The sequence below is a fragment of the Bacillus pumilus genome, assembly GCF_038738535.1.
Classification (GTDB): domain Bacteria; phylum Bacillota; class Bacilli; order Bacillales; family Bacillaceae; genus Bacillus.
In genome coordinates this window covers 1,633,119-1,656,636 of sequence record NZ_CP046128.1, presented here as the reverse complement: position 1 = coordinate 1,656,636, position 23,518 = coordinate 1,633,119, and the positions used below count along the sequence as shown (strand labels likewise).

The window sequence follows — 23,518 nt, the reverse complement described above, 5'->3', positions numbered from 1 at the left end:
TAAAAAAACAAATCAATAAAGCTTTAAAAGTGTTAAAAGGTTTATTCATACATTGTGAAAATTATCACCTTATATAAATAGGTAAATTTAAGGTATTTTTACAAAATTCGACACAAAATGCTTTTTCTCTTTGATACTATTGAATTAACCTATTTACAAATAATAGGTTAATTCAAATTAAGGAGTTGTTTTGTTTGAAAAAATCAACATTAAAAAAAGCTGTATTATCTATCGCCTTTTCTGCAACAATGTTATTTTCTATGAATACTGCAAGTGCTGCTCCGTTAGAGTGGGTCAGAGATGCTTATCCTGATCAGTGGGATTACGTATTAATTAAACAAAATGGGGTAAGTTACACTCAAGTTTGGACAAGTAGTAACAGTTATTTCCTTGTAAAATGCGAAGTATTATCTAACGGAAAATGCTTTGTTTCAAAATAAAAATATTTACAAAACGACTTCCAATTTTGGGGTCGTTTTTTACTATAAAGTAAAAAAATTCTTCTAAACGGGAGCTTTATATAAAACCTCATTGAGAGCGTAAGCTAGGTTTAGGTAAGTCTTTTTTAACATGTATACAATCTTTCACTCATACTGATTTCATTATTTATCTTTTAATGGTTAAGGATCATCTCTTCCTTTAGATTTTCCTTTACAATAACCCTATTAGCATTTTACTATATATCATATGATCAATAACTTCCGCGCCTCAGTAGCTCTAGAAGGGAAGAGCGCCGTAAAACAAATTGTAGCTGGCGGGTCGCAAGGCAAGGGTTTCAGAAGCACCGAAAAGCACACGAGCTGAGACAGGTGAAATTCCTGTCGGTGAAATTCCGTAGGGAAGCGTGTTGCCCCTAGCCTATGCTTACGAAAGGAGTGCGGGTTCGAATCCCGTCTGAGGCTTATTAGGTCGATGGAATTGGAGGATAAAACATCATGCATGTGTTTGAAGAATATGTAAGCAATATCGGTAATCCAAAGCTGAAGCAGCGCACACAAGACATTTTACAATGGATTTTAGACACATTCCCTCAATTAGAGCCAAGAATTGCTTGGAATCAGCCCATGTTCACAGACCACGGCACATTTATTATTGGGTTTAGCGTAGCAAAACATCACATTTCTGTCGCACCAGAAGGTAAAGGAATCGATCACTTTTCAGCTGACATTGTACAAGCGGGTTACGATCATGGAAAAAAGATGTTTCGCATGAAGGAAAGCTTGCCAGTTGATTATCCTCTCCTAAAAAAAATCATCGAATTTAATATCGAAGACAAAGCGGATTGTTCAACGTTTTGGCGAAAATAAAAAGCACCCCGATCTGAGCCATTAACAGACCGGGGTATTTTGCTGCAACATGTTATTTTGTTCTCTTCCTTACAACTTTCTGCTCAAGCCACTCATAACATGACAAAATGGTATTAACGCTCCTTTGGCATATCGGCAAATATACAACAGCGACCGCTGTTAAACACGCCATGACAGCACCTGCTAAGACATCAAATGGATAATGGACACCTACCCAAATCCTTGAAAAACCAACGGCGCACGCAATGATCAGCCAATAAACATGGCGTTTGTGAAAAAGCCAAAAGATCAGACAAACAGAAAAAATAAAGATGGTATGATCACTCGGAAAAGAGTTATTTACTTCCTTTTGAATCAAAAGATTGACATGGCTCATTTCGGCAAAGGGCTGCTGGTTGGAATAAAAAATTCCTGCAATTTTGCCAATTAACTCTGCCAATATGAAAGTAAATCCGGCAGATACGACCACCTGCCTATTGGTTCTGCTCCGATTTTGAAACCATATGAACAGACACATGAGCGCTGCTAACAGCACTGTATATTCAGCTAGTCCAATGAATAACGGATTCAAGTAACCATGATCGATACTGAGCTGATTCACCCACCTAAATAAATTTTCATTAAATCCCTGCATCTCATTTCATCCCTTTTTCCTCGATTTATGACAAGGATAATTGAAATGAGATGACCGCTCCATCGATCGAACGAACAAACCATGGAATCATATGACATGTTTGTCACTTTGCTGTCACCTGCACATCATTCACTGAGTGCTCTATAGAGAGTGATGCTGCTCCCATTCCTTTTTTAGCAAAGCATATTGATACGTATTTTCATATTTAGGGGTGCCGTCCTCATAAGTAGTAAATGAAATAAACTCAAGAAAAAGGCCTTCTTTCCGCATGCCTAATCGCTCACATAATGCCTGTGAACGGACATTATCATCTTCTACATAGGCATAAAGCCGCCTTGCTCCCTTTTCTACAAATAAATAGGTCAAGAATGCTTCAGCACTCTCACGTGCATACCCCTTTCCTTCATATGCTGCATTGAAATTCCAGCCGATTGAATACGTATCAGGCTCCTCTTTTAAATGAAACAACTCACCGATAATTAGTTGACTTTCTTTTAAACAAACCGCTACATATGAATGATCTTCTTTTCTCTTTTGCACTTTAGCCACAGCTTCTTCTAATGAAAAAATTCGATCACTAAGAAAACAATTTACTCTTGGATTAGACAAGTACTCCAGCATCCCTGCCGCATCTTCATCGCAAAACGGTCTAAGAATTAAACGATTCGTTTCTAATTGATTCATAAATGACTCCTCTTTGCATCATTTCGTGTTTTCTAGTCTCTCCATATTTTAGATGACATGCACCTGCTTTGACAATCAAGTTGTTGTGAAGTGTCTTCAAATAAACGAAACTCATAAAAAGCATTTTTGCTATTAAATAATTTGATCAAAACTGATAAAATAGAACATAAGTTTGCATTTTATTAAAAAGGGGTTACTTGATGTGATCAAAACAGTGGATGGTAACATTTTAGAGGCAAGTGAAGACATCTCTGTCATCAGGTGAACTGTAAAGGGGTCATGGGCGCTGGATTAGCCAAACAAATCAAAAGCAAATACCCCAATATATACAAAGATTATAAACAATTATGTACAGAACAAGGAGATGACTTGTTAAGCTCCGTTCAACTCATCACAACTAATGACGGAAAAACAATTGCCAACTTATTTGCTCAAACTGGATACGGTAGAAAAAGAATGCAAACGGACTACGATGCCTTACGCAGCTGCTTACAAAGCCTAAAAGACACAGTAACCCATTCAAATGAAAAGAAAAACCAAACTTCCATCGCCATTCCTTACGGGATCGGCTGCGGATTGGCGGGCGGCGATTGGACGATTGTGGAAGACATGATTGAAGAGGTATTGGGTGATTGTGAAGTGACGGTTTATTGGTTTCGATAAAGTGAAAAGAAAGATTTAATTAGAAAAGAATATTGTGTTTTTCGATATTTTTGCTTTCGTGAATCGGTTTCTTTGACATGCTAATCAATACACAGTTGATTCCATATGTATTGATTTTTATTTTGTTGCTAAGTGTGTCTGTTTTGTTATTGATTAATAGGGGGCATTATTGAATAAGAGCACCATTTCAGCTTGGAATGATGCTCTCAATATGTTCTCTAGTCTTTATTTCTTTAATCTATCAAAACGAATTTTATAACATCTCTAAAAGTTACTCCAATGTAGAGAAGTATTTTTCTAAATGTTTTTTACCAGAATTACTTTTAGGTATAATACCTAGATGATTATATTTCCAAATAGTTTTTCTTTCATGAGGGTTTGTATTCAAAAGGTCATCATAATTAAATTCTATATTAAAATGCCCCGTTTCATCAAATATCATTGTGAAGTTTGTCCAAGGTTCTTGACCATTTTGTTCAAACTCTCTCTTAAGTTCTTGGATACAGTCAACTAATTGATGCCATCTTTCTTTGTATTCATGTTCACTCACTTCAAAAAGTTCAGTGATCTCATGACTATATACCAGTTTACCCTCATTTTCTTTAGATGAAAAATAAAAGTAAACAGTTTGAGAACCTTTAACTACCTCACCATATAAATACACCTTTCCCCATTCAATTGGTATTGTTCCCACTACAACATCAACTATCTCTTTATATAAATGTTCTATTTTTTCTTCATTCATTACTTTTTACCTCCATACACATTGTCGAACCTTTTGATTTCCCATTCATCATCACCGATTTTATATTTAATATCAAAAGTTTCTGGGCGTAGAGAATCCGCTTTATAGTTAGGTGTAATCTTCACTTTAACTTCATCACCATTTTGAAGAGCATCAGCCCAAGTATTTTCAAGCTTTTTCCACTCACCTTTGTTTAAATTCCCATTCATCGGCACAAGATTATCAATATCTCCAGATCCTTTAAAAATTGAAGCAATTAAATGCCCACCATCATCATCTAGTAATCTGTCAGGCTTCCCTGAATTGGATTGGGCATATTGGTTTCTTTTGATCTCTCCGTATTTTAAATCACTTGCTTCGACTTTGACAATCCTTCCGTAGTGGTCGGTTGTGTAGGTGTACCCTTGCTTTGTTGAATAAACGACATTGGGTTTTAATACTTTTTTACGTTTCCATCTCACATAGTGATCTCCGTAACTGACAACGGTTGGCGGTGATTTTGGTGCTGGTAATCGTCTGCCTGTCTTAGAGATTCCGTATCCTGAGTTGTTGTCTAGACGCTTTGCCATGGAGAGGAGTTTATTTTTAAGATTTTCTCCGTCAAATACATTGTACGGCAGCTTGGGTCCGCCAGCCATTTGAAACTTTGGTGAATATGGCAATAGGCTAGGAATGGAGACTCTGTCTAATGATTTTGCTCCTTGTTCAAGCCCTTTCTTCACCGTAGTTTTGGCCGCTGTTGTCCCCGTTTTTGTGATGACTCCTGCCCCTTTAGAACCAAAGACGATTTCTGCTAGTGAACCAGTCGCATAGGCAAACCAGTGTGACCGAGAATACGCATCACCATCTATGACTTCTTTTTGGAATGAGTCTGAAATTGATTTTCCAATTGCTTTCGATGTTTCAATTGGGTGAGAAACAGCCGTTACGACCGATTCAACGGCACCCCCAGGGTCTGTTACAAGATCGTAGATGCCAACTACTGTATCTTTGGCCACATCATATAGACCCACTGCAGCACCTTTTACACTATCAACGAATACCTCTGATGCTTCTTCCTGCGCTTTAATTTGAAGCAGCTGGCTGTAATACATTTTTTGATCGTAAGAAAGATTTTCATATCCAATTTCGTCTACAATCTCAAAGTATTGATCCACTGACATGTTTGATGGATCATTGAGCTTTTCTTTCAATTCTTTGATTCTTCGTTTCTCTTTTTCTTCTTTTTTTAATTTTAAATATGCTTTCACTTGAGCATCGATTTTATCATGATTCTTGTACACATCTGTCTCATGAAATGCTTTTGCATCATAATACATGGGCTGAGCGTTCTTTCCTTTTCCTGTAGCAGCCATCATTTTTGTATAAAAAGTTGCAAGATGTTTCTCAATCGCTTCTGATTTTGCGTATTCTGTTTTTAGGGCATGATCTAATGTATGTACAGCCTCAATTGCATCTTTTCTTTTTTTGTTCGCATCATCTAAGTGCTCGTCTACCTCTTTGCTGGAAAATGTCTGCAATTCAATCAAATCACTAATATCGTCAAAAATAGCCGTAAGGGCTTCTTTTTGTTCCTTCACCATATCTTTATTGTTCTGAATGCCCTGCTTCAATTGAGCGTCTAAGAAGTGCTCGTCAATAAATGTACTACCGCCTAATGATTCATCATCAAGCTTTCCTTTCACTCCATCTAAAAAAGCCTTTTGCATATCGATAAAATCAAGATAAGTGTCCGTGTATAGTGCAAGATCATTATAAAAAGCTTTGATATTATCTGCACCTTTTCCAGTAAACTCGTCACCTAATCCCGATACACTTTTTAATGCTTTTTTCACAAGTTTCATTTCTTCTTGAAGCTCATGATAGGCCTTTGACCTTTGTTCTACAGCTGATAGTAAAGATGGAGCATCTAATATTTTCATATAAAAAAGACTCCTTTTATGGCGTATTCATTTACTAGAATACCATAAGGAGTCTTATACTTTAATCCAATTTATCTATTTTTAACCATTCAACCCCGGAGCTGGTCTGTAGAGGTTGATTTTATGATCCTGCACCTCTTGAGGAAAGTAACACTATATCACTTTTAGCATCTGCCTGGGTATGTTGTAAAATAGGCATTCCAAGTATTGTACCTATCAGCAAAGCAGTAGTAATAATCACCATTATTTTTTTCATGATCATATGACCTCCTTTCCTATAAGCGTACAAGATTTTAAAGCCAATTCCAAGAAGTAGTTACTTTCTTCATAAAGATTTAACTTTTTATATATGGAGGCAACATCAGGAGCTAATGCCTCTAAATCAACATATGCTTTTCTTTCTTCCAAAAGATATAGCCCTTTCTTGATGTCCTCATAGCTTTCCCGTGGTGTTGTATAACATTTCTCAAGGATATTGAATTTCAAAATAAAGTTTGTGTTCTGCTGTTCTTTAGAAAAGGTTTTCCCCTCAGCAACCCAACTTATTGCCTGATCCAACTGATTTGATTTATAGCTTGATCTTGCAAATTCATACGCACATTGTAAGTAAGAAACAGGAGCTGACTGTTTTAGATCATCTGCGGAAATTGCTTTGTTGAAATATTCAATTGCTTCTATATGGTGGTCATCCTGAATTTTGAGAAATCCTAAATCATAATAAGCCAACGCTAACAATCTCTTATCATTCTTCTCAATCAGTCTATCGACACACTCCAAAAGCATTCTTTCAGCTTTGTCTAGTCTACCATCATCAATCAAATTCAGTGCCAACAACATATTACAGTTTATGGTCTGTATGCTGTAGCCTTCATGACCTTTGTAGATATCCTTGGCTGTTTGTAGATGATGGTGAGAAAGGAGCGTGACCTTGTTGAAATAGTAGAGTGTGCCAATTTTATAATGGAACTCAGCCTTTTCAATTTCATCATGTACCTTGTCCAATTGTCTCTCAGCTACTCTGAATAGGACTAGAGCTTCTGAATAGTTATTCTTTGCACTCTCATACATACCTTTGAAAAGATAAAAGTAAAACCTTAGCATGTCATCTGTTTTGACTCTTTCACTTTCTGTTATTGTTGGTTGCCTCACTAAATCTTCCATAAGTACCTTAAATCTGTAATCAAGAATATTGAAATAGAGTAAAACATCTTGATTTTCTTCCATTTCGCCTAACATTTCTTGAATCTCATCCCTCAACTCTACTGCTTGTGAAACTTCCCTCTTTTTAATATGTAAATACCATTTGTTGAGTGTGTTTGCTACATCTACAGAGGAGATCAAACCTGACATCCCATTACCCCCTTGCTATCATTTACTTTGTATAATTTTAACATGGCATTTACAACATATGTAAAGTCGAAGTGTTCATTTTAAAAGTTTTCGGTATCCCGCAAAATGCAAAAATACTTATCTATAAAAGGTATGTTTTATGTAGAGTGCATTAAAAGAGGAACGACATGGCAGTACAGAATTAAACATATGGATCCTGTAACACAAGAAGTAACAGAGCTTTCTAAAGGTGAATTTAGTACAAAAAGAAGCGCAAGTTGCTGCTTCAAAACATAAAGAATTGCTTAGAAGTGATATTGAAGTTGGTGGCGTAGAAATAACTTTAAAACAGTTTCTTTAGGAACACTAATTCTCTTTTTAAACATAGGTTTACACATCGTTTTCTTCTTTTCTGAATATAATTTGACCAAAATAAAAACCCCTGAAACCATTGGTTCCAAGGGGTTTTCTTTATTAATACTGAGACATATACTGATCGCGTTCCCATGGGTGCACTTGGGTGCGGAACATATCCCATTCGATTTCTTTTGATTCGATGAAGTGTTCGAATAGGTGATCGCCTAGTGCGTTGATCATGACTTCGTTTGATTTCAGTAACTCAAGTGCTTCTGCAAGTGTTGCAGGCAGGTCAGAGATGCCGTTTTCAAGGCGCTCTTCTTTGTCCATGACATAAATGTTTCTGTCGATTGGTGCTGGTGCGGCTAGTTTATTTTTGATTCCGTCTAGACCTGCTGCAAGTAATACGCTTAGTGCAAGGTATGGGTTTGCAGATGGGTCAACGCTGCGCACTTCTACACGTGTGCTGATGCCGCGTGATGCAGGGATACGGATCAATGGACTGCGGTTTTGTGCACTCCATGCAACGTAGCAAGGTGCTTCATAACCAGGTACAAGACGCTTGTAAGAGTTAACCGTTGGGTTTGTGACCGCTGTAAAGCTTGTTGCGTGCTTGACGATACCTGCGATAAAGTGTCTAGCAGTCTCGCTTAATTGTAAATCTGCTTTTTCATCAAAGAATGCGTTTTTGCCATTTTTGAATAATGATAGGTTACAGTGCATACCAGAACCGTTTACACCGAACAATGGTTTTGGCATGAATGTCGCATGAAGACCGTGCTTTCTCGCAATCGTTTTGACAACGAGTTTGAACGTTTGAATGTCATCACAAGAACGGATAGCGCCAGCATATTTGAAATCAATTTCATGCTGTCCAGGTGCTACTTCGTGGTGAGATGCTTCAATTTCAAAGCCCATTTCTTCAAGCTCAAGCACGATATCACGGCGGCAGTTTTCGCCTAGATCTGTTGGTGCAAGGTCAAAGTATCCGCCTTTATCGTTTAGTTCAAGCGTTGGTTCGCCTTTTTCATCTAATTTAAATAAGAAGAATTCTGGCTCAGGCCCAAGGTTGAAATCACTAAATCCTAGTTCTTCCATTTCCTTTAAGACACGCTTTAAGTTATTACGTGGGTCTCCATCAAATGGCGTCCCGTCCGGCTTGTAAATGTCACAAATAAAGCGTGCAACTTTACCTTTTTCTGCTGTCCAAGGGAAAATAACAAATGTATTGAGATCTGGGTATAGATACATATCTGATTCTTCAATACGTACGAAGCCTTCAATAGATGAACCGTCAAACATACATTTGTTATCGAGAGCTTTTTCTAACTGGCTCACAGGAATTTCAACATTTTTAATCGTTCCGAGAATGTCTGTAAATTGCAGACGAATGTACTTTACGTTTTCCTCATTTACTAATTTTACGATATCTTCTCTTGTGTATTTTGCCATTTCGTAAAACTCCTCCCCTACAAAAGGTAAAATTGTATAGCAATGCTTTTGCTAATTCGTTAACGGAAGAACCTTGACATATCCCCCTGCCTAAAGGTCGTTCCTTGTTGGAAACGTCCAGCCTGAATGAGTTCCTTCTTCAGTAGCTTCCTGAGTTCATCATCTGTCAAGTTGTGCTTGGCTGTGGTTTTCTCCTCGGTCTTTGTGTCAGACGCTGGATTTTCTGCCTCAGCTTTGGCAAAAAGTTTTTTGATTCCTGCCATGTTTACACCTTGTTCGATGAGGTTTTTAATTTCTAGTAATTTATCAACATCATGGAAAGAAAATAATCGGCGATTCCCATCACTTCTTGCTGGAAATACTAATCCATTTTCCTCATAATAGCGAATTTGCCTTGCAGATAATTCTGTTAGCTGCATGACAATCCCAATTGGGAATAAAGGCATTGAGCGGCGAATGTTATCACTCATCTCAACTGTCTCCTCCTCTTTGCTTAAATTTATTATATCTCATGTTATATTATGTGTCAACACTATGTTAGGAATATTAACATGGATTTTTTTATTGAGCAGGTATGTCGATAAAACCTTGTTCTAATAAGGCATCTACAGCACTGCAAATCGCATTTTTCACATGGGCATACGTGAGTCCGCCTTGAACGTAGGCTGTATAAGGCGGTCTGATCGGTCCATCGGCTGACAATTCGATACTAGCTCCTTGGACGAAGGTGCCCGCTGCCATGATGACATCATCCTCGTAGCCCGGCATATAGCTCGCATGCGGTGTGACGTGACTGTTGATCGGAGATGCATATTGAATCGCCTGGCAGAACGCAATCATTTTGTTAGGATCGCCAAATTCGACTGATTGAATCAAATCCGTTCTTTTCGCATTCCACGCTGGGTTCGTTTGGAATCCGAGCTTCTCAAGAAAACGAGCCGTGAACACTGCGCCCTTTAAGCTTTGAGCCACAACATGCGGTGCTAAGAAAAATCCTTGATACATTTCCTGGAGCGCATACAGCGATGCACCCGCTTCACTGCCGATGCCCGGAGATGTCATTCGATAAGAGCAAGCTTCTACCCATTTTTCTTTTCCAACGATGTAGCCGCCTGTTTTGGCAAGGCCGCCGCCTGGATTTTTAATAAGGGAACCTGCCATAAGATCCGCTCCCACATGACATGGCTCTTGTAATTCAGTAAATTCACCATAACAGTTGTCCACAAACACAATGATTTCTTCATTGATCTCTTTTACAAATGAGATCATTTGCTCGATTTCTTCTATTGTAAAGGAGGGTCTTGACGCATAGCCTTTCGAACGCTGAATGCCGATCATTTTTGTTTTATAGGAGATTGACTCTTTTACTTTGTCATAATCGACGGATCCATCTTGTCTTAAATCAATGGCCTTGTAATCAATCTGGAAATCTTTTAATGAGCCTGTCCCTTCTTTGCCGCGGATCCCTACAATTTCTTCTAGCGTATCGTATGGTTTTCCTGTCATATAGATCAATTCATCGCCAGGTCTCAGCACACCAAATAACGCAATGGAAATCGCATGTGTGCCGGAAATGATCTGCGGACGCACAAGGCCGCTTTCTCCTCCGAAGACATCTGCGTAGATCTTTTCTAACGTGTCTCTTCCCATATCATCATAGCCATATCCAGTTGTCGGGTTAAAGTGAGAGTCACTGACTTTATGCTTTCGGTAGCTTTCAAGCACCCGCCACTCATTTTGTTCGCTCTTTTGATCAATTTGCTGATGCATGTGTAAAATGTCTTGTTCTGTTTCTGCTGCTACTTTTTCTAAAATACTGCCGTGTTTTAATGTATGAAACATCTTGATTTAATTCCTTTCTTACAACATATACTTCTTGATTTGACCTAATATGGTCTGCTCCTCACCACTAAACCCGGTGATGTCATAAAGTTCTGCTTCTTTTTGAAATTCTAGTGATTCTACAAGCGTTTCTGATTTTAATGCGGAGATGAGCTTTCCTTCATACGCTGGAATCTTCACATGATATGGCTTTAAAAAGTTTTGTTTCAGTTCTGCCATAATATCCGCTTTTAATCGTTTCACATCTTCTTCGTGTCTCGCACTGATTAACAGATGACGATGCTTTGAAGATGGGATGAAATCCGGTCTGATTTGATCTTCTTTGTTATAAACCGTCAGCATTGGAATACGATCTGCTTCTAATTCCTCTAAAAGCTCATGAACCGTCCGTTCGTGACCTTCGTAATCCTCATTAGAAGAATCAATGACGTGAAGCAAATAATCAGCTTCCTTCACTTCTTCAAGAGTGGAACGAAATGCCGCAATGAGTGTTGTTGGAAGGTCTTGGATAAAACCAACGGTATCTGAAATCAGCACACTGTAGCCAGATGCTAATGTCATCTTACGTGTCATTGGATCAAGTGTCGCAAACAGCAGATCCTCTTCATGACTATCTGCATCTGTTAATTGGTTAAACAAAGTAGATTTTCCGGCATTCGTATATCCGACAATGGCAATTTGGAACACCCCATTTTTCTTCCGGCGTTCCCGGTATCTTGTACGGTGTTCTTTGACTGTAGATAATTGCCCATTAATTTCGTGAATACGGTTTCGAATATGGCGTCTATCTGTTTCAAGTTTTGTTTCACCTGGACCTCTTGCGCCAATTCCGCCGCCTTGTCTTGAGAGGCTGATCCCTTGTCCGCTTAGTCTTGGCAAGGCATACTGAAGCTGGGCAAGCTCTATTTGCAGCTTCCCCTCTCTTGTCCGAGCTCTTTTTGCAAAGATGTCTAAAATCAATTGTGTACGATCGATAATTTTCACATCTAAGGCAGTTGCCAAAGCTTTCAGCTGACTTGGAGACAGTTCATCGTTAAAAATAATGACATCACATTCGAATTCCTCGCAAAGCACTTCAAGCTCTTCTACTTTCCCTTTACCGATATATGTTGCGCTGTCTTGTCTATTTCTCTTCTGCGTCATTACGCTGACAGCTTCACCGCCAGCCGTTTTGGTTAAGGAAGCTAATTCTTCCATTGAGTATTGAAAGCGTTCATCCGTGACATGCGGCAATTGACAGCCGACAAGGATCGCTTTTTCTGTCATTTCATGTTCATTCAACGTCAGTTGTTTCCTTTCTGTACTTAAGTTTTCAGTAGTACCATCATACCAAACACATCACACGTATACCACTATTCGGCTGGTTTATTTTAGTATCTCTTTATAAAAAGGATACGCCATTTTAAGTAGGCGTATCCTCTTTCATTTGCAGATCGTGACTTTTAATCGTGAGCAAATCTTTTTTATCATAATGATCCACAAGCAGGAGTCTCATCGCTTGGGTTCGAATGGCCTTTTCAATCGTGTTTCGCACAAAGCGGCCGTTGCTGAATTTTGCAGGACTCGTGGTGCTTTTAATGTGCATTAAGTAATCTCGCAGCTTCCATTCAGCTTCTTGGGTAAATATATATTCTCTGTCAGCCATCATTCGTTTGGCAATGTCCATGAGCTGATCGACGGTATAATCAGGAAAGCTGATATTGATTGGAAATCTGGATTGCAGCCCAGGGTTTAATGATAGAAAATGATCCATTTCCTTAGAGTAGCCAGCAAGAATGAGAATGAATTCGTGCTGTTTGTCCTCCATATGTTTTACTAGGGTATCAATCGCTTCTTTCCCAAAATCCTTTTCGCCTCCGCGGGCAAGAGAATAGGCTTCGTCGATGAACAAAATGCCGCCTAGTGATTTTTTAATTAACTCCCTTGTTTTTTGCGCAGTATGACCAATGTACTCTCCGACAAGATCTCCGCGTTCCGCTTCAATTAAGTGCCCCTTTGAGAGGACATTCATTTCAAAGAAAAGCTTCCCGACAAGTCTTGCAACCGTTGTTTTCCCTGTGCCTGGATTCCCTTTGAACATCATATGAAGCGCTTGTTTGCCTACCTTTAACCCTTGTTCCTGCCTTTTTTGATTGACAAAGATCCAAGCATAAATCTCTTTTATGTTTCGTTTCATTTCATCCATACCGACAAGGCTGTTCATTTCACGCTCTATTTCCCGTAAGATGCTGTGCTTTGCCTCATTTTTCTGCAAGGCTTCTAAGTATTCTGCCTCTGAATCTGCATCAACCAATACTTGCTTTTGTCCGTTAAGTATAATATTGATTTGGCCGTTGTTTTTATATGTGACAGCTCGCTCCAACGTATTCACCTCTCGCTCTTCTCTCTTTATTCTATTCGGGTGGAGCTGTAATCGTGACAATCGCCCGCTTAAGCCCAAGTTTGCTGTCAAAATGACCCGAGATACCGAATATTGTAGGGATTTCTGCGGTTTCCCAGGAAATGATGTGCTATTTCCATTGTATTCATCCAATTTAGGCGGACAAACCAACAATTTGTTTTTTCTTAGAAAAATGTAGCTTTCTCATCACAAATTGTGCAGAAAAGAGTCTCAATATTGTACAGGCAATTCTTCTATTTTCTCATAAAATAAAGACGAGGTGATGAATAGATGGTGAAAATTTTTATTGATCCTGGCCACGGAGGAACAGATTCTGGAGCTGCTGCAAATGGACTTTTGGAGAAAAATATAACACTGCAAATCGCGATTTTACTGAGAGATATGTTGATTAGTGATTATGATGACGTTTCTGTCCGCTTAAGTCGTTCAATTGACCAGTCCGTCACTTTGGCCCAGCGTACAAATGCGGCAAACAGCTGGGGAGCTGACTATTTCGTGTCTATTCATATTAATGCAGGCGGGGGCACAGGTTTTGAAAGCTTTGTGTATCCTGGCGTTTCAGCACCGACCACCACGTATCGCAATGCCCTTCATGATGAAATTGTTCGCTCAGTGGATTTTGCCAACCGCGGCAAGAAAACAGCGAACTTCCACGTTCTTCGAGAAACTTCTATGCCCGCTATTTTAACAGAGAATGGTTTCATCGATACGACAGCTGATGCCAATAAGCTCCGCAACGCGACCTTCCTTCAAGGCATCGCTCGCGCTCATGCCACTGGATTAGAGAAAGCCTTTCAGCTGAAAAAAAAAGCAGGTAATCTTTATAAAGTACAGGCTGGGGCTTTCAAGGTGAAAGCCAATGCGGATGAATTAGCAGCCACACTTAAATCCAAAGGCTTTGACGCCTTCGTTGTATTAGAGGGAGGTATGTTCCGAGTGCAAGCTGGGGCTTTCCGCACAAAACAAAATGCGGATGACCTCGTCGCAAGACTAAAGCAGGCCGGTCACGACGCATTCGTTTTCCAATAAGCTGAAGCTGTTATAACGAAACAAACCGGCTCAAGTCTGCTGCTGAGCCGGTTTGTTATTTATTCATTTATGCTAAAATGTTCACGACAAATTGAGACCATGTTTCAAGTCGATCGAAGTATTCGGGCTTTTTCAAATCGGATGCTTTCATCCATTTTCCTGAGATTTGATCTGTTTCTTTCACTTCTACATGAGCACCCGGCGCTAATTCAAGTGCTGATAACAGGCCAATGTGCACACGGCCGACACTGTTGTCATCATCATTAATTAAACCAAGGGTTTTCATCTCAAGCTTGTCTTCTTCTTGAATAGAAAGTTCCTCGTCCAGCTCACGATCCGTATTTTCCTTTAGAATTTCAACAAAGTTTTTCCCTTCGATGAAATTCATGTGACCACCAAAGCCAAGAGACAACTTATGATGCAATCGAGTCTCTCCCCCGCCTTGAAGCCTTTCATATACATACACTTCGTCCTCACGCTTAATCACGACATAAGGAATCGGCTGCTTGAAGTCAGGATTTTCTTCCGCATCGCCTCTGCGCATCTGCTCGAAGTGCTCTTCGATTTCTTTCATAATGGTGTTGATTGTTTTCTCTTCACTATTCACACCATTAAACGCAAGCGTTTCGTTTTGGAACACGCGTGTGCGCGGTGCAACTAGTATGATTTCATCCATTTTTCCCATGCTCGGTAACCTCCAGTATGTAACGCATTGTATGAAATGGCAAAAAGCCAAAACGAGTGATGCGTTTTGACTTTTACGCCTTACTTATGATTCATCTCCAAAGAAGAAGTCATCATCTTTTAACGGCTCTACAGTTGCTTTTTTGTAGCCGTTCCCTTTCATTGAGAAGAAGTCATGCGACTTTGTTTTTGTATTGAGTCCGTTCAATACAATTGGATTGATCTCTTCTTCTTCAAAGTAAGGGGCAAATCCAAGGTTCATTAACGCTTTATTGGCATTGTAACGAATGAACTTTTTCACATCATGTGATAAATTGACTTGGTCATATATATCTTCCGTGTAATGAAGTTCATTTTCATAAAGCTCGTTCAAGAGGTCAATCGAGAAATCATACAGCTCTTTTTGCACTTCAGGTGTTTGTTTGTTGTAAATTTCTTGCGCTAATAACCCAACGTACACACCGTGAATCGCTTCATCACGCAAAATCAAGTTGATGATTTCACCACTTTGCATGAGCTTTCCTTGTCCATAGAAATAAAGCGGGTAGTAAAAACCACTGTAAAATAGGAAGCTTTCTAAATAAACAGAAGCAACCATTGCTTTAAAGAGGGAAATCGGATCGTCCTTTTGAATCGAACGGTATAAACTGACAATCATATCTGCTTTCTTTTGCAAGAATTTATTTTTCTTGACCCATTCAAACACTTCACTGATCGTTTCAGTTGGTGCGAGGGTCATGAAGATATTTGAGTATGATTTTGCATGTACCGCATTTTCCATCATCGCCATAAAGTTTAATACAGCTTTACGCTGATGGCCGTCTACATGTTCAGCCACAATCGGCATCCCTGTATTTCCTTGTTCTGTATCAAGTAAAGTCAGGCCAGCAAGTACCTTCATGTACGTATCTCGCTCTTTTTCACCTAAATATTTCCATGTTAAGAGATCCCCGTTTAAGGAAATCTCTTCAGGAAGCCAGAACTGCTTCACATTTTGGTTGTAAAACATTTGTGTAAAATCGTCTTCGTGTTTTGACCAGTTGGCTGCATCATAAATTTTTGTCACGTTAAACTCTCCTTTAATCAAACAACACAAGAAAGACAGCCTTCCTGCCCTGTATCCTTCGTTCTTGCATAATAAAGTGTCTTAATGCCTTTATGGTGTGCATACAGATCGATACGGTTTAAGTCACGCGTTGTCATCGTATCTTTCAGGAATAGTGTAAAGCTGATTCCTTGATCGACGTGCTGCTGAATCGTTGCGATCATATCGACCACTTTAAACATGTCCATATCGTACGCTTCTTTATAGAAGAACCAGTTCTGCGCTGAAAGACCTGGCATTGGGTAATAGGTTTTGCTGTTGCCGTATGTTCTTTCTTCGATACGTTCCATAATTGGCATAACAGAGGCTGTGGCCGATTGCACATAAGAAATGGAACCTGTTGGTGCAATACATAAGCGGTAGCTATGGTACATGCCATTTTCCGCTACAAAGTCTTTGAGTGCTGCCCAGTCTTCTTTTGTTGGAATGTGCATGCCTTCAAATAGTGCTGCTGCTTTTTCTGTTTTTGGTGTGAAATCATTCTCCACGTATTTATTGAAGTACTCACCCGTTGCATAGCCAGAGCCTTCATAACGATGGAATGTTTCTCCTTTTTCTTTTGCAAGCTCACTTGAGCGTTTAATTGAATAATAGTTCACCATCATAAAGAAAGTATTCGCGAAATCTCTTGCTTCTTCACTTTCATAGGCAATTTGGTTTTGAGCCAAATACCCGTGAAGGTTCATCGCGCCAAGTCCGATTGATTTCATCGCTTTGTTCGCTTTTCGAACAGCCGGTGCATTGCGAATGTCTGTTGTTTCAGACACAAGTGTTAGTGAGTCTGTTGCAAGTTTGACCGTTTTTTCGATCGATTTGTTTTTCATGACATTCATGATATTTAATGAACCAAGATTACAAGAAATATCAAGACCGATTTCATCTTCTTGATCATAGTCCGTGTAAGAAGAGACCTCTGAAGCCTGAAGCACTTCTGAGCAAAGGTTTGAGAATTTCACTCGTGAAATATGGTTTAATGCATGCTCTCTATTCACATTATCTTGGAACATGATATATGGATAGCCTGATTCTGAGCGAAGAACAGCCAATTTTTCAAGAAGCTTTCTCGGATTGACTTTTTCTTTTTTGACTTTCGGGTTTTCTACAAGCTCATCATACATTTCTTCCATGTCCATCTCATCAAGATGCTGTCCATATTCTTTATAGACTGTGTGTGGATAGAAGGTGTAAGCTGTTTTATCTTCTCTTGCCAGCTCGATAAATTTGTCCGGGATGACAACACCGATGGACAATGTTTTCACACGAACATCTTCATCAGCAGAGATTTTTTTTGTATCTAAGAAATCATTGATATCTCTGTGGAAAATATTGAGGTAGGCACTGCCTGATCCTTGTCTTTGTCCCATTTGATCTGCATATCTGAATGCATTATCAAGAAGCTTCATCACGCCGACGACACCTTTTGTCGCGTTTTCAACATCTTTGATTGCTTCGCCTTTTGCACGAAGTTTTGACAGGTTCAAACTGACGCCGCCGCCTAGTTTTGAAAGCTGCATTGAAATATCAATCGCTCTTGAAATATCGTTTAATGAGTCATTCACTTCAAGCAAGAAACAGCTCACAAGCTCACCGCGTCTTTTACGTCCAGCGTTTAAGAATGTTGGTGTACTTGGCTGGTACTCCTGATTGATCATCAGTTCTACAAACTCAAGGGCTTTTTCTTTATCTCCGCCCGCAAAGAAAAGCGCTACAACTGAAATGCGGTCTTCATAGCGTTCAAGGATTTTCTTTTTATCATTTGTTTTCAGTGCATAGTCGTTGTAAAACTTAAACGCACTCATGAATGATGGGAATCTAAATTTCTTCGCATATGCAGCTTCGAATACTTCTTTAATATCTGCCATGCTGTATTGTCTTAAAAATTCTTCCTCATAGTAGTCGTTTTCTATTAAGTAATCAATCTTCTCTTCTAAGTTGTGAAAGAAGACCGTGTTTTGATTAATATAATCTACGAAATAACTATGTACAGCTTCTTTGTCCTTATCAAACTGAAACTTTCCTTCTTTTTGAATCATAATCTCGTTATTTAATTGTATCCACTTTGGAACCTGATTTTGTGACAATTCTTTCTACCTCCTGTGTAAACAATTCAACATCCCTTTTTGTTCCGCTTAGTTCAAAGGTGTGCAAAATAGGAACTTGATATTGTTTAGAAATCGTATCGGCGCTTTTGGCAAAATTATCTCCCCACACTTTGTTTCCACTCACTGCAACACCTAGTAAAAGGTGGGCATTTTTCTCTAAAAAGGATTGAGTGGTACTAGGGACTTGTCCAAATCCTGTCGTAAAGGTGACGAGAATAAACGGCGTATCCAAAAACTCTTCTCCAGTCAATTTTCGTTTGTCTGTAAAAGGGGTCTTGTCCAAAAAGCGTTGAACATTTCCTGTTTTTGAATCAAATACGATTTGAATCAATTCCATCACGACCTAGTTTTTAGTATTGTTGATCATTTCGTTATTCACTATATATAGTATACTATGTTTTTTCAAAACACAACATATAGATGTTCGAAACGAAAAAAATCAACCAACCCGGCCGAACATTCATAGCCGAACTCGTACGTTCAAATAAATAGAGCAGAACAGGATCTAAAAATAGACTGCTCTACTCTCTATTCAACTGAAACCGAAATCTATCATAACACGAAAAAAAATCGCTTAGTAGACTAGACTTTTTGTTTTATTTTTTGTAGGCATCGCACTGTAAATCTTCTGACACTTCTGTAATTTCCACTTCAACACCTAATTCTTTTAGCACCGCTTCAAGCGCAGAGACGATTGAAGCTTCTCTGACTAATTCTTTCCCATTTACAGAAACGCTTGTTCCATATTCGAAACAGGAGTCGTCTTCACAAGTTTGTTCCCAATGATTAATTTTAATTTTGTGTGTCATGAACTCATCCTTTTCTGTCTAGATGTCTGATGCATGATTATAGTGTAGCGACTTCACATTCATTTGTAAATTCACGTGCTTACTCTTCTACAGAATCGTCATCATCATCATAATCTTCGTCCCACTCATCTATGTATTTTGTTTTAATAAGAGTCAGTTCTCCCTCTTTTTCGTCAAACCGGTACACATGTACTTCATCATCTTTCACAACAGCAAAGTGATTATTTTTTAGAGCAACAGCTGATTGTAAAAGACCTTCTATATGTCCATGATCATCTTGATTAGAATAGTTATGCCAGCTTTCCTGCCTGGATTCAATGTTTGAAATGGCGCACGATCCAAATAAGACAACAATCCCAATTAGTAGAAGGATCACCCTAATCCTTCTTAATTCAAGCTCTGCGTTTTCCATATCGCTTCCCTCACCTTTCTCCATATCCAATAAGGGATTATACGCAGAATAGGCAGAAAAGTTTCATGGCATGCAAAATAGCCCCTCTGCACTGACAAAAAACGTAGCGGGTTCCGGCCGGTTTATTCGCAGATGCATGGGGCTATTAGGTGGAACTATCCTATCCTATTCTAATTCTAGATTCACATTCTTTTGAGGTGCAAATGTAGAAATGGCGTGTTTATAAATAAGCTGCTGCTTCCCTTCTGTTTCAAGCAGCACCGTGAAATTGTCAAATCCTTTCACTTGACCGCGAAGCTGAAAGCCATTCAGTAAGAATACTGTGACAAAGGTATTGTCTTTACGAATTTGATTCAAAAATTGGTCCTGAATATTAATCGGTTTCATGTTTCGTCCTCCTTGATTCTGATAACTACAGTTTCGCTTTAAGTCCAAGCTTTCCTGCTATATATGCGAAAATTTCCTCTTTTTTGTCTGAAAAGTGGCAAGGCGGTGTCATGTCGAACCAAGTGACATCCATTTTATTACGGAACCACGTGAACTGACGCTTCGCATATCTGCGGGAATTTTGCTTTAATTGCTGGATAGCTTCATCAAGTGAGCAGTCACCTTGAAAATACGCATACAGCTCTTTATAACCAATCGCTTGAACCGATTGACAATCCTTCAAGCCAGATTGATAAAGTGCGCTCACTTCCTCAATTAAGCCTTCATCTATCATCATATCAATTCTTTGGTGAATGCGCTCGTACAAAAGCTCTCGATCCATTTTCAGCCCAATGAAGGCTGTATCATAAAGAGGAACTTCTTGATGACCACTTTGCATCTCCGACATTTTCTGACCTGTTGTATGGATCACTTCCAGCGCCCGGATCACGCGGCGGACATTATTCGGATGAATGGCTTTTGCAGCATCAGGGTCTAATGCCTTTAGCTTTTCGTGCAGCTGAAGGGGGCCATGCTGCTGTTCAAACAGCGCCATTTCTTCTCTAAAAGCAGGATCACTTTTCTCATCGGTAAATGTGTAATCATATAAAACAGATTGGATATACAAACCTGTTCCGCCGACGATCATTGGTGTTTTCCCTCTAGCGGCAATCTCTTTGATTTTCACACGGACCAGCTGCTGAAATTCAGCTGTAGAAAAGGATTCGTCCGGCTCTTTAATATCAATTAAGTGATGCGGGACACCATCCATTTCTTCAGGGGTGATTTTAGCTGTTCCAATGTCCATTCCTTTATAAATCTGCATAGAATCACCACTGATAATTTCTCCATTAAATGCTTTTGCTATATGAATGCTCAGTTTTGTTTTCCCGACAGCCGTCGGTCCTACTAATACAATCACTGGTTGTTTCGTTTTTTTCATAACATCACTCTCTTTTACAAACTGCCTACAGTATAGCATAACTTCTCTTTCTCTCCTATATACGGCCTATCACCAGCCGAGTGGTTCATTTCCGACCACTTCATATGTCTTCCCTTTTAATCGGTGCGTATGCGTCGGCCGCTCCTCGTCCGGACTATAGACAACTCCTCCGTACGGAATGGGGACAGAATCGTTATAGGCAGAAAACGTGACTTCCTCAATCTCGTGATAGTGCGTACCATCCAATCTTGGAATTGCCGGCCCTGTGACGCCGTAGTATCTGTGGAAATGCCCTCTCTCAAAAGAGGTGATCCCGCGATAGAAATGAGTATGCTGATCGGTATTACTTCCATTGACAGGCTGAGAAATGCCTTCTATTAAATGATAATGCTCTTCTGTTACATCCGTTCGTGCTTTATAGGCATGAGCATGCGGCGGGCATTTTGCCCAATCAGATGGATACAGGCCCATTTTTTACATTCCTCCTTATAATAGGCGTTCACCCAAACACATATAGGCCAATCGAATACACTGATGTCAGTTACAGTGATTTTATGTGAGAGGAGCCTTTTTTTATGAATTATTTTGATGCACCGCCATTTATGCAAGAAGACATGAGAAGACCTTTTGGTTTTGGCTTTGGACGCCCGGGTTTTGGGTTTGGGAGACCTGGATTCGGTTATGGTAGACCCGGATTCTTCGGACCTCCATTTTTAGGTGGTTTTGCTGGAGGTCTGCTTGCTGGGTCTCTGCTTGCGCCAGGCTATGGCTATGGGTACCCTTATCCGCCTCCGTACCCGCCATATGGACCATACCCTTATTATTAAATATGACGATTTAGCGAAATCAAATGAATCGATTGACACACTCGTTTTTGATGGGTTAACATTTACTTTACCGACCGTTCAGTAAAGTAGGTGTTTTTTTTATGTCTAAAACCAAAAAAGAGCAAATCTTTGATGCAGCTGCCCGCACGATCTTAGAAGAAGGATTAAGCCAGCTTACCCTTCAGCAAGTGGCAGAGCATGCACATATGACCAAAGCCGGCCTGCTTTATCATTTCGCAAGCAAGGAAGAGCTCATCCAAAAAATGAATGAGCATGCGATTCTTTGCTTTCGTCAGCAGCTCGAAACGTATCAAGAAACTTACAAGCATGAAAAAGCGCCTTATGTCCGTGCATATATATCGGCCACATTACATGATCTTGATCATCAAAATACGACTCAGCTATGTACAAGTATGCTTGCTACTATGTCATTTGATGAAGTGTTATTGAACCCTTGGCGTGATTTTTATGCAGAGTTCAAAGCGAAAGCAGCTGATGAAATCAATGACCCAACATTGAGCCAGCTGATTCGTCTTGCTTGTGATGGAATATGGTTTTCAGAAATGTTTCAGCTTGAACCGCTGAACCGAGAGGAAAAAACCCTTTTACTTCATCGGATTTTACACCTATTAGAGGAGGGATCATAATGATCCTCGGATATCTTTTTCTAGCTGTGGCGATTTTTTCAGAAGCGATTGGCGCCGTGATGTTAAAATTCTCCAACGGCTTTACTCGCTTTAAGCCGAGCGCTGTCGTTGTTGCTGGGTATACACTTGCCTTTTATATGCTGTCATTGACTCTGAATATCATTCCGCTTAGCATGTCTTATGCAACATGGTCTGGGGTTGGTACAATCCTCACGGCTATTTTTGGCGTGCTTTTTTTCAAAGAAACCTTGAACCAAAAAGCAGTCATTGGGATGGCGATGCTTGTCTCAGGAGTCGTACTTTTAAATATGTCATAAAGGATGTGAGAGATCATGAAAGGAATGCTCTATTTAACAGGAGCCATTTTGACGGAGGTTTTTGGCAGTACGATGCTGAAGCTTTCACAAGGTTTTTCGCAACTGCTGCCGAGTATTGGGGTCCTGATCGGATTTGGCTGCGCCTTTACCTTCCTCAGTTTGGCACTTAAAACCATTGACCTTTCGTCTGCTTATGCGACATGGTCTGGCGTTGGAACAGCACTCACTGCTCTTATCGGACTCGTGCTGTTTAACGAAACCATTCACATAAAAGGCTTCATCGGCCTTGCACTTGTGATATGCGGCGTGATTGTCTTGAACCTGTCCAAAAAACAAAAGGAAGAAAACAAAGAACAAATCGATCAAACCGAATGGACGTCATAAAAAAAGTCATTTTCTCCATTTAATAAGAGAAAATGACTTTTTTGTTTTTACCCGCCAACTTGAATGGTTTCTTCTAAGGAAATGGCCACATTTCCTTGAACAGCTCTTGAGATCATACATGAGCTTTCGGCTTTATGCGCGAGCTTGCGGGCCAGCTCAATATCTTGCGGGGAAGCGGATTGTTTGAGGATGATGACAGGCCGGTGAATGATTTTTTCATATGTAAACACACCATTGGTCACATCTACGACAGCCTCAGAACTCATCGTTAGATCCTCTTTCTCTAATTGGCTCCGCTCCATCATAGCGGCAAGTGTAATAATATAACACGTAGCCGCTGCACCTAAGAGCATCTCATCTGGATTTGTTCCAATGCCGGGACCGTCCATTTCTTTTGGAATTGAAATCTTCGTTTTTAACTGTTCACATGAGATTGTACCCACATCGTTACGCAGACCAGGCCAGCTCGCCTGAAGATGAAAATGATGACGCGCCAT

General features: G+C 39.7%; 29 protein-coding genes. 8 read left to right on the top strand and 21 right to left on the bottom strand.

The features are described 5' to 3' along the window. Positions 1-194: 194 nt before the first annotated feature. Both GKC25_RS08170 and GKC25_RS08165 read left to right on the top strand, forming a co-directional pair. A complete protein-coding gene (locus tag GKC25_RS08170; RefSeq protein ID WP_034660753.1) occupies positions 195-440 on the top strand; it encodes a hypothetical protein in 246 nt (81 codons plus the stop codon). Positions 441-935: 495 nt separating this feature from the next. After that, positions 936-1,307, top strand: coding sequence for an iron chaperone (locus tag GKC25_RS08165; protein ID WP_034660752.1), 372 nt, complete (start codon positions 936-938; stop codon positions 1,305-1,307). A 52-nt stretch (positions 1,308-1,359) separates the two neighbouring features. Here GKC25_RS08165 and GKC25_RS08160 read toward each other — a convergent pair whose 3' ends face one another. Then, positions 1,360-1,941, bottom strand: a complete 582-nt coding sequence (locus tag GKC25_RS08160) for an undecaprenyl-diphosphatase (RefSeq protein ID WP_034660751.1) — start codon at positions 1,939-1,941, stop codon at positions 1,360-1,362. Between the two features lie 141 nt (positions 1,942-2,082). Further along, on the bottom strand, positions 2,083-2,625 hold the full coding sequence (locus tag GKC25_RS08155) for a GNAT family N-acetyltransferase (protein ID WP_187704519.1): 543 nt from the start codon (positions 2,623-2,625) through the stop codon (positions 2,083-2,085). A gap of 279 nt (positions 2,626-2,904) precedes the next feature. Between GKC25_RS08155 and GKC25_RS08150 the strand changes: the two genes are divergently transcribed. Beyond that, the gene (locus GKC25_RS08150; RefSeq protein WP_223251470.1) at positions 2,905-3,288 is read left to right on the top strand and encodes a macro domain-containing protein; all 384 of its coding nucleotides are present in this window, start codon (positions 2,905-2,907) and stop codon (positions 3,286-3,288) included. A gap of 271 nt (positions 3,289-3,559) precedes the next feature. On the opposite strand, the gene GKC25_RS08145 is transcribed toward GKC25_RS08150, so the two are convergent. From GKC25_RS08145 to spoVK, 9 genes are all read right to left on the bottom strand, one after another. Then, positions 3,560-4,033 carry an antitoxin YezG family protein gene (locus tag GKC25_RS08145; RefSeq protein WP_034660749.1) on the bottom strand — a complete coding sequence of 158 codons (474 nt, stop codon included), beginning with the start codon at positions 4,031-4,033 and terminating at the stop codon, positions 3,560-3,562. After that, positions 4,033-5,955 carry a T7SS effector LXG polymorphic toxin gene (locus GKC25_RS08140; protein ID WP_342689960.1) on the bottom strand — a complete coding sequence of 641 codons (1,923 nt, stop codon included), beginning with the start codon at positions 5,953-5,955 and terminating at the stop codon, positions 4,033-4,035. Before GKC25_RS08140 ends, GKC25_RS08145 begins: the two co-directional genes overlap by 1 nt. A 121-nt stretch (positions 5,956-6,076) precedes the next feature. Further along, complete coding sequence (locus GKC25_RS08135) at positions 6,077-6,211, bottom strand: hypothetical protein (protein ID WP_262417204.1); 135 nt, start codon at positions 6,209-6,211, stop codon at positions 6,077-6,079. A 2-nt stretch (positions 6,212-6,213) separates the two neighbouring features. Beyond that, positions 6,214-7,305 carry a Rap family tetratricopeptide repeat protein gene (locus GKC25_RS08130; RefSeq protein ID WP_034660747.1) on the bottom strand — a complete coding sequence of 364 codons (1,092 nt, stop codon included), beginning with the start codon at positions 7,303-7,305 and terminating at the stop codon, positions 6,214-6,216. Positions 7,306-7,758: 453 nt separating this feature from the next. After that, positions 7,759-9,093 carry a type I glutamate--ammonia ligase gene (gene glnA, locus GKC25_RS08125; RefSeq protein ID WP_034662117.1) on the bottom strand — a complete coding sequence of 445 codons (1,335 nt, stop codon included), beginning with the start codon at positions 9,091-9,093 and terminating at the stop codon, positions 7,759-7,761. A gap of 59 nt (positions 9,094-9,152) precedes the next feature. After that, positions 9,153-9,563: a MerR family transcriptional regulator gene (locus GKC25_RS08120; RefSeq protein ID WP_034662120.1), complete on the bottom strand. Its 411-nt coding sequence runs from the start codon at positions 9,561-9,563 to the stop codon at positions 9,153-9,155. A gap of 91 nt (positions 9,564-9,654) precedes the next feature. Next, positions 9,655-10,935: an aminotransferase class I/II-fold pyridoxal phosphate-dependent enzyme gene (locus GKC25_RS08115; RefSeq protein ID WP_342689959.1), complete on the bottom strand. Its 1,281-nt coding sequence runs from the start codon at positions 10,933-10,935 to the stop codon at positions 9,655-9,657. Between the two features lie 18 nt (positions 10,936-10,953). Beyond that, entirely contained in the window at positions 10,954-12,216 is a 1,263-nt protein-coding gene (gene hflX, locus GKC25_RS08110) for a GTPase HflX (RefSeq protein ID WP_034662126.1), read from the bottom strand. 121 nt (positions 12,217-12,337) lie between these two features. Further along, on the bottom strand, positions 12,338-13,297 hold the full coding sequence (gene spoVK, locus GKC25_RS08105; protein WP_034662129.1) for a stage V sporulation protein K: 960 nt from the start codon (positions 13,295-13,297) through the stop codon (positions 12,338-12,340). Between the two features lie 309 nt (positions 13,298-13,606). Here spoVK and GKC25_RS08100 point away from each other — a divergent pair, with 309 nt between their 5' ends. Next, positions 13,607-14,365, top strand: coding sequence for an N-acetylmuramoyl-L-alanine amidase (locus tag GKC25_RS08100; RefSeq protein WP_034662131.1), 759 nt, complete (start codon positions 13,607-13,609; stop codon positions 14,363-14,365). Between the two features lie 67 nt (positions 14,366-14,432). Here GKC25_RS08100 and GKC25_RS08095 read toward each other — a convergent pair whose 3' ends face one another. The 9 genes from GKC25_RS08095 to GKC25_RS08055 form a co-directional block, all read right to left on the bottom strand. Next, positions 14,433-15,050, bottom strand: a complete 618-nt coding sequence (locus tag GKC25_RS08095) for a hypothetical protein (RefSeq protein WP_034662134.1) — start codon at positions 15,048-15,050, stop codon at positions 14,433-14,435. 84 nt (positions 15,051-15,134) lie between these two features. Beyond that, the gene (gene nrdF, locus GKC25_RS08090; RefSeq protein ID WP_034662137.1) at positions 15,135-16,115 is read right to left on the bottom strand and encodes a class 1b ribonucleoside-diphosphate reductase subunit beta; all 981 of its coding nucleotides are present in this window, start codon (positions 16,113-16,115) and stop codon (positions 15,135-15,137) included. Positions 16,116-16,132: 17 nt separating this feature from the next. Beyond that, a complete protein-coding gene (gene nrdE / locus GKC25_RS08085) occupies positions 16,133-18,235 on the bottom strand; it encodes a class 1b ribonucleoside-diphosphate reductase subunit alpha (protein WP_034662140.1) in 2,103 nt (700 codons plus the stop codon). Further along, the gene (gene nrdI / locus GKC25_RS08080; RefSeq protein ID WP_008360380.1) at positions 18,195-18,587 is read right to left on the bottom strand and encodes a class Ib ribonucleoside-diphosphate reductase assembly flavoprotein NrdI; all 393 of its coding nucleotides are present in this window, start codon (positions 18,585-18,587) and stop codon (positions 18,195-18,197) included. Before nrdI ends, nrdE begins: the two co-directional genes overlap by 41 nt. 265 nt (positions 18,588-18,852) lie before the next feature. Next, positions 18,853-19,065, bottom strand: coding sequence for a hypothetical protein (locus GKC25_RS08075; protein WP_003212415.1), 213 nt, complete (start codon positions 19,063-19,065; stop codon positions 18,853-18,855). 79 nt (positions 19,066-19,144) lie between these two features. Further along, positions 19,145-19,477 carry a YmzC family protein gene (locus GKC25_RS08070; protein ID WP_034662143.1) on the bottom strand — a complete coding sequence of 111 codons (333 nt, stop codon included), beginning with the start codon at positions 19,475-19,477 and terminating at the stop codon, positions 19,145-19,147. 165 nt (positions 19,478-19,642) lie between these two features. Next, positions 19,643-19,864, bottom strand: coding sequence for an RNA chaperone Hfq (gene hfq, locus GKC25_RS08065; RefSeq protein ID WP_003211269.1), 222 nt, complete (start codon positions 19,862-19,864; stop codon positions 19,643-19,645). A gap of 25 nt (positions 19,865-19,889) precedes the next feature. Beyond that, complete coding sequence (gene miaA / locus GKC25_RS08060; protein WP_034662145.1) at positions 19,890-20,846, bottom strand: tRNA (adenosine(37)-N6)-dimethylallyltransferase MiaA; 957 nt, start codon at positions 20,844-20,846, stop codon at positions 19,890-19,892. Positions 20,847-20,915: 69 nt separating this feature from the next. Further along, positions 20,916-21,317, bottom strand: coding sequence for a YmaF family protein (locus tag GKC25_RS08055; RefSeq protein WP_095285194.1), 402 nt, complete (start codon positions 21,315-21,317; stop codon positions 20,916-20,918). Positions 21,318-21,421: 104 nt separating this feature from the next. Here GKC25_RS08055 and GKC25_RS08050 point away from each other — a divergent pair, with 104 nt between their 5' ends. From GKC25_RS08050 to GKC25_RS08035, 4 genes are all read left to right on the top strand, one after another. Beyond that, positions 21,422-21,673: a hypothetical protein gene (locus GKC25_RS08050; RefSeq protein ID WP_012010040.1), complete on the top strand. Its 252-nt coding sequence runs from the start codon at positions 21,422-21,424 to the stop codon at positions 21,671-21,673. Between the two features lie 101 nt (positions 21,674-21,774). Next, complete coding sequence (locus GKC25_RS08045; RefSeq protein WP_095285193.1) at positions 21,775-22,320, top strand: TetR/AcrR family transcriptional regulator; 546 nt, start codon at positions 21,775-21,777, stop codon at positions 22,318-22,320. After that, on the top strand, positions 22,320-22,637 hold the full coding sequence (locus GKC25_RS08040) for a DMT family transporter (RefSeq protein ID WP_034662156.1): 318 nt from the start codon (positions 22,320-22,322) through the stop codon (positions 22,635-22,637). Before GKC25_RS08045 ends, GKC25_RS08040 begins: the two co-directional genes overlap by 1 nt. A gap of 15 nt (positions 22,638-22,652) precedes the next feature. Next, positions 22,653-23,021: a DMT family transporter gene (locus GKC25_RS08035; RefSeq protein ID WP_034662159.1), complete on the top strand. Its 369-nt coding sequence runs from the start codon at positions 22,653-22,655 to the stop codon at positions 23,019-23,021. A gap of 47 nt (positions 23,022-23,068) precedes the next feature. Here GKC25_RS08035 and GKC25_RS08030 read toward each other — a convergent pair whose 3' ends face one another. Then, positions 23,069-23,518, bottom strand: coding sequence for an OsmC family protein (locus GKC25_RS08030; RefSeq protein WP_034662163.1), 450 nt, complete (start codon positions 23,516-23,518; stop codon positions 23,069-23,071).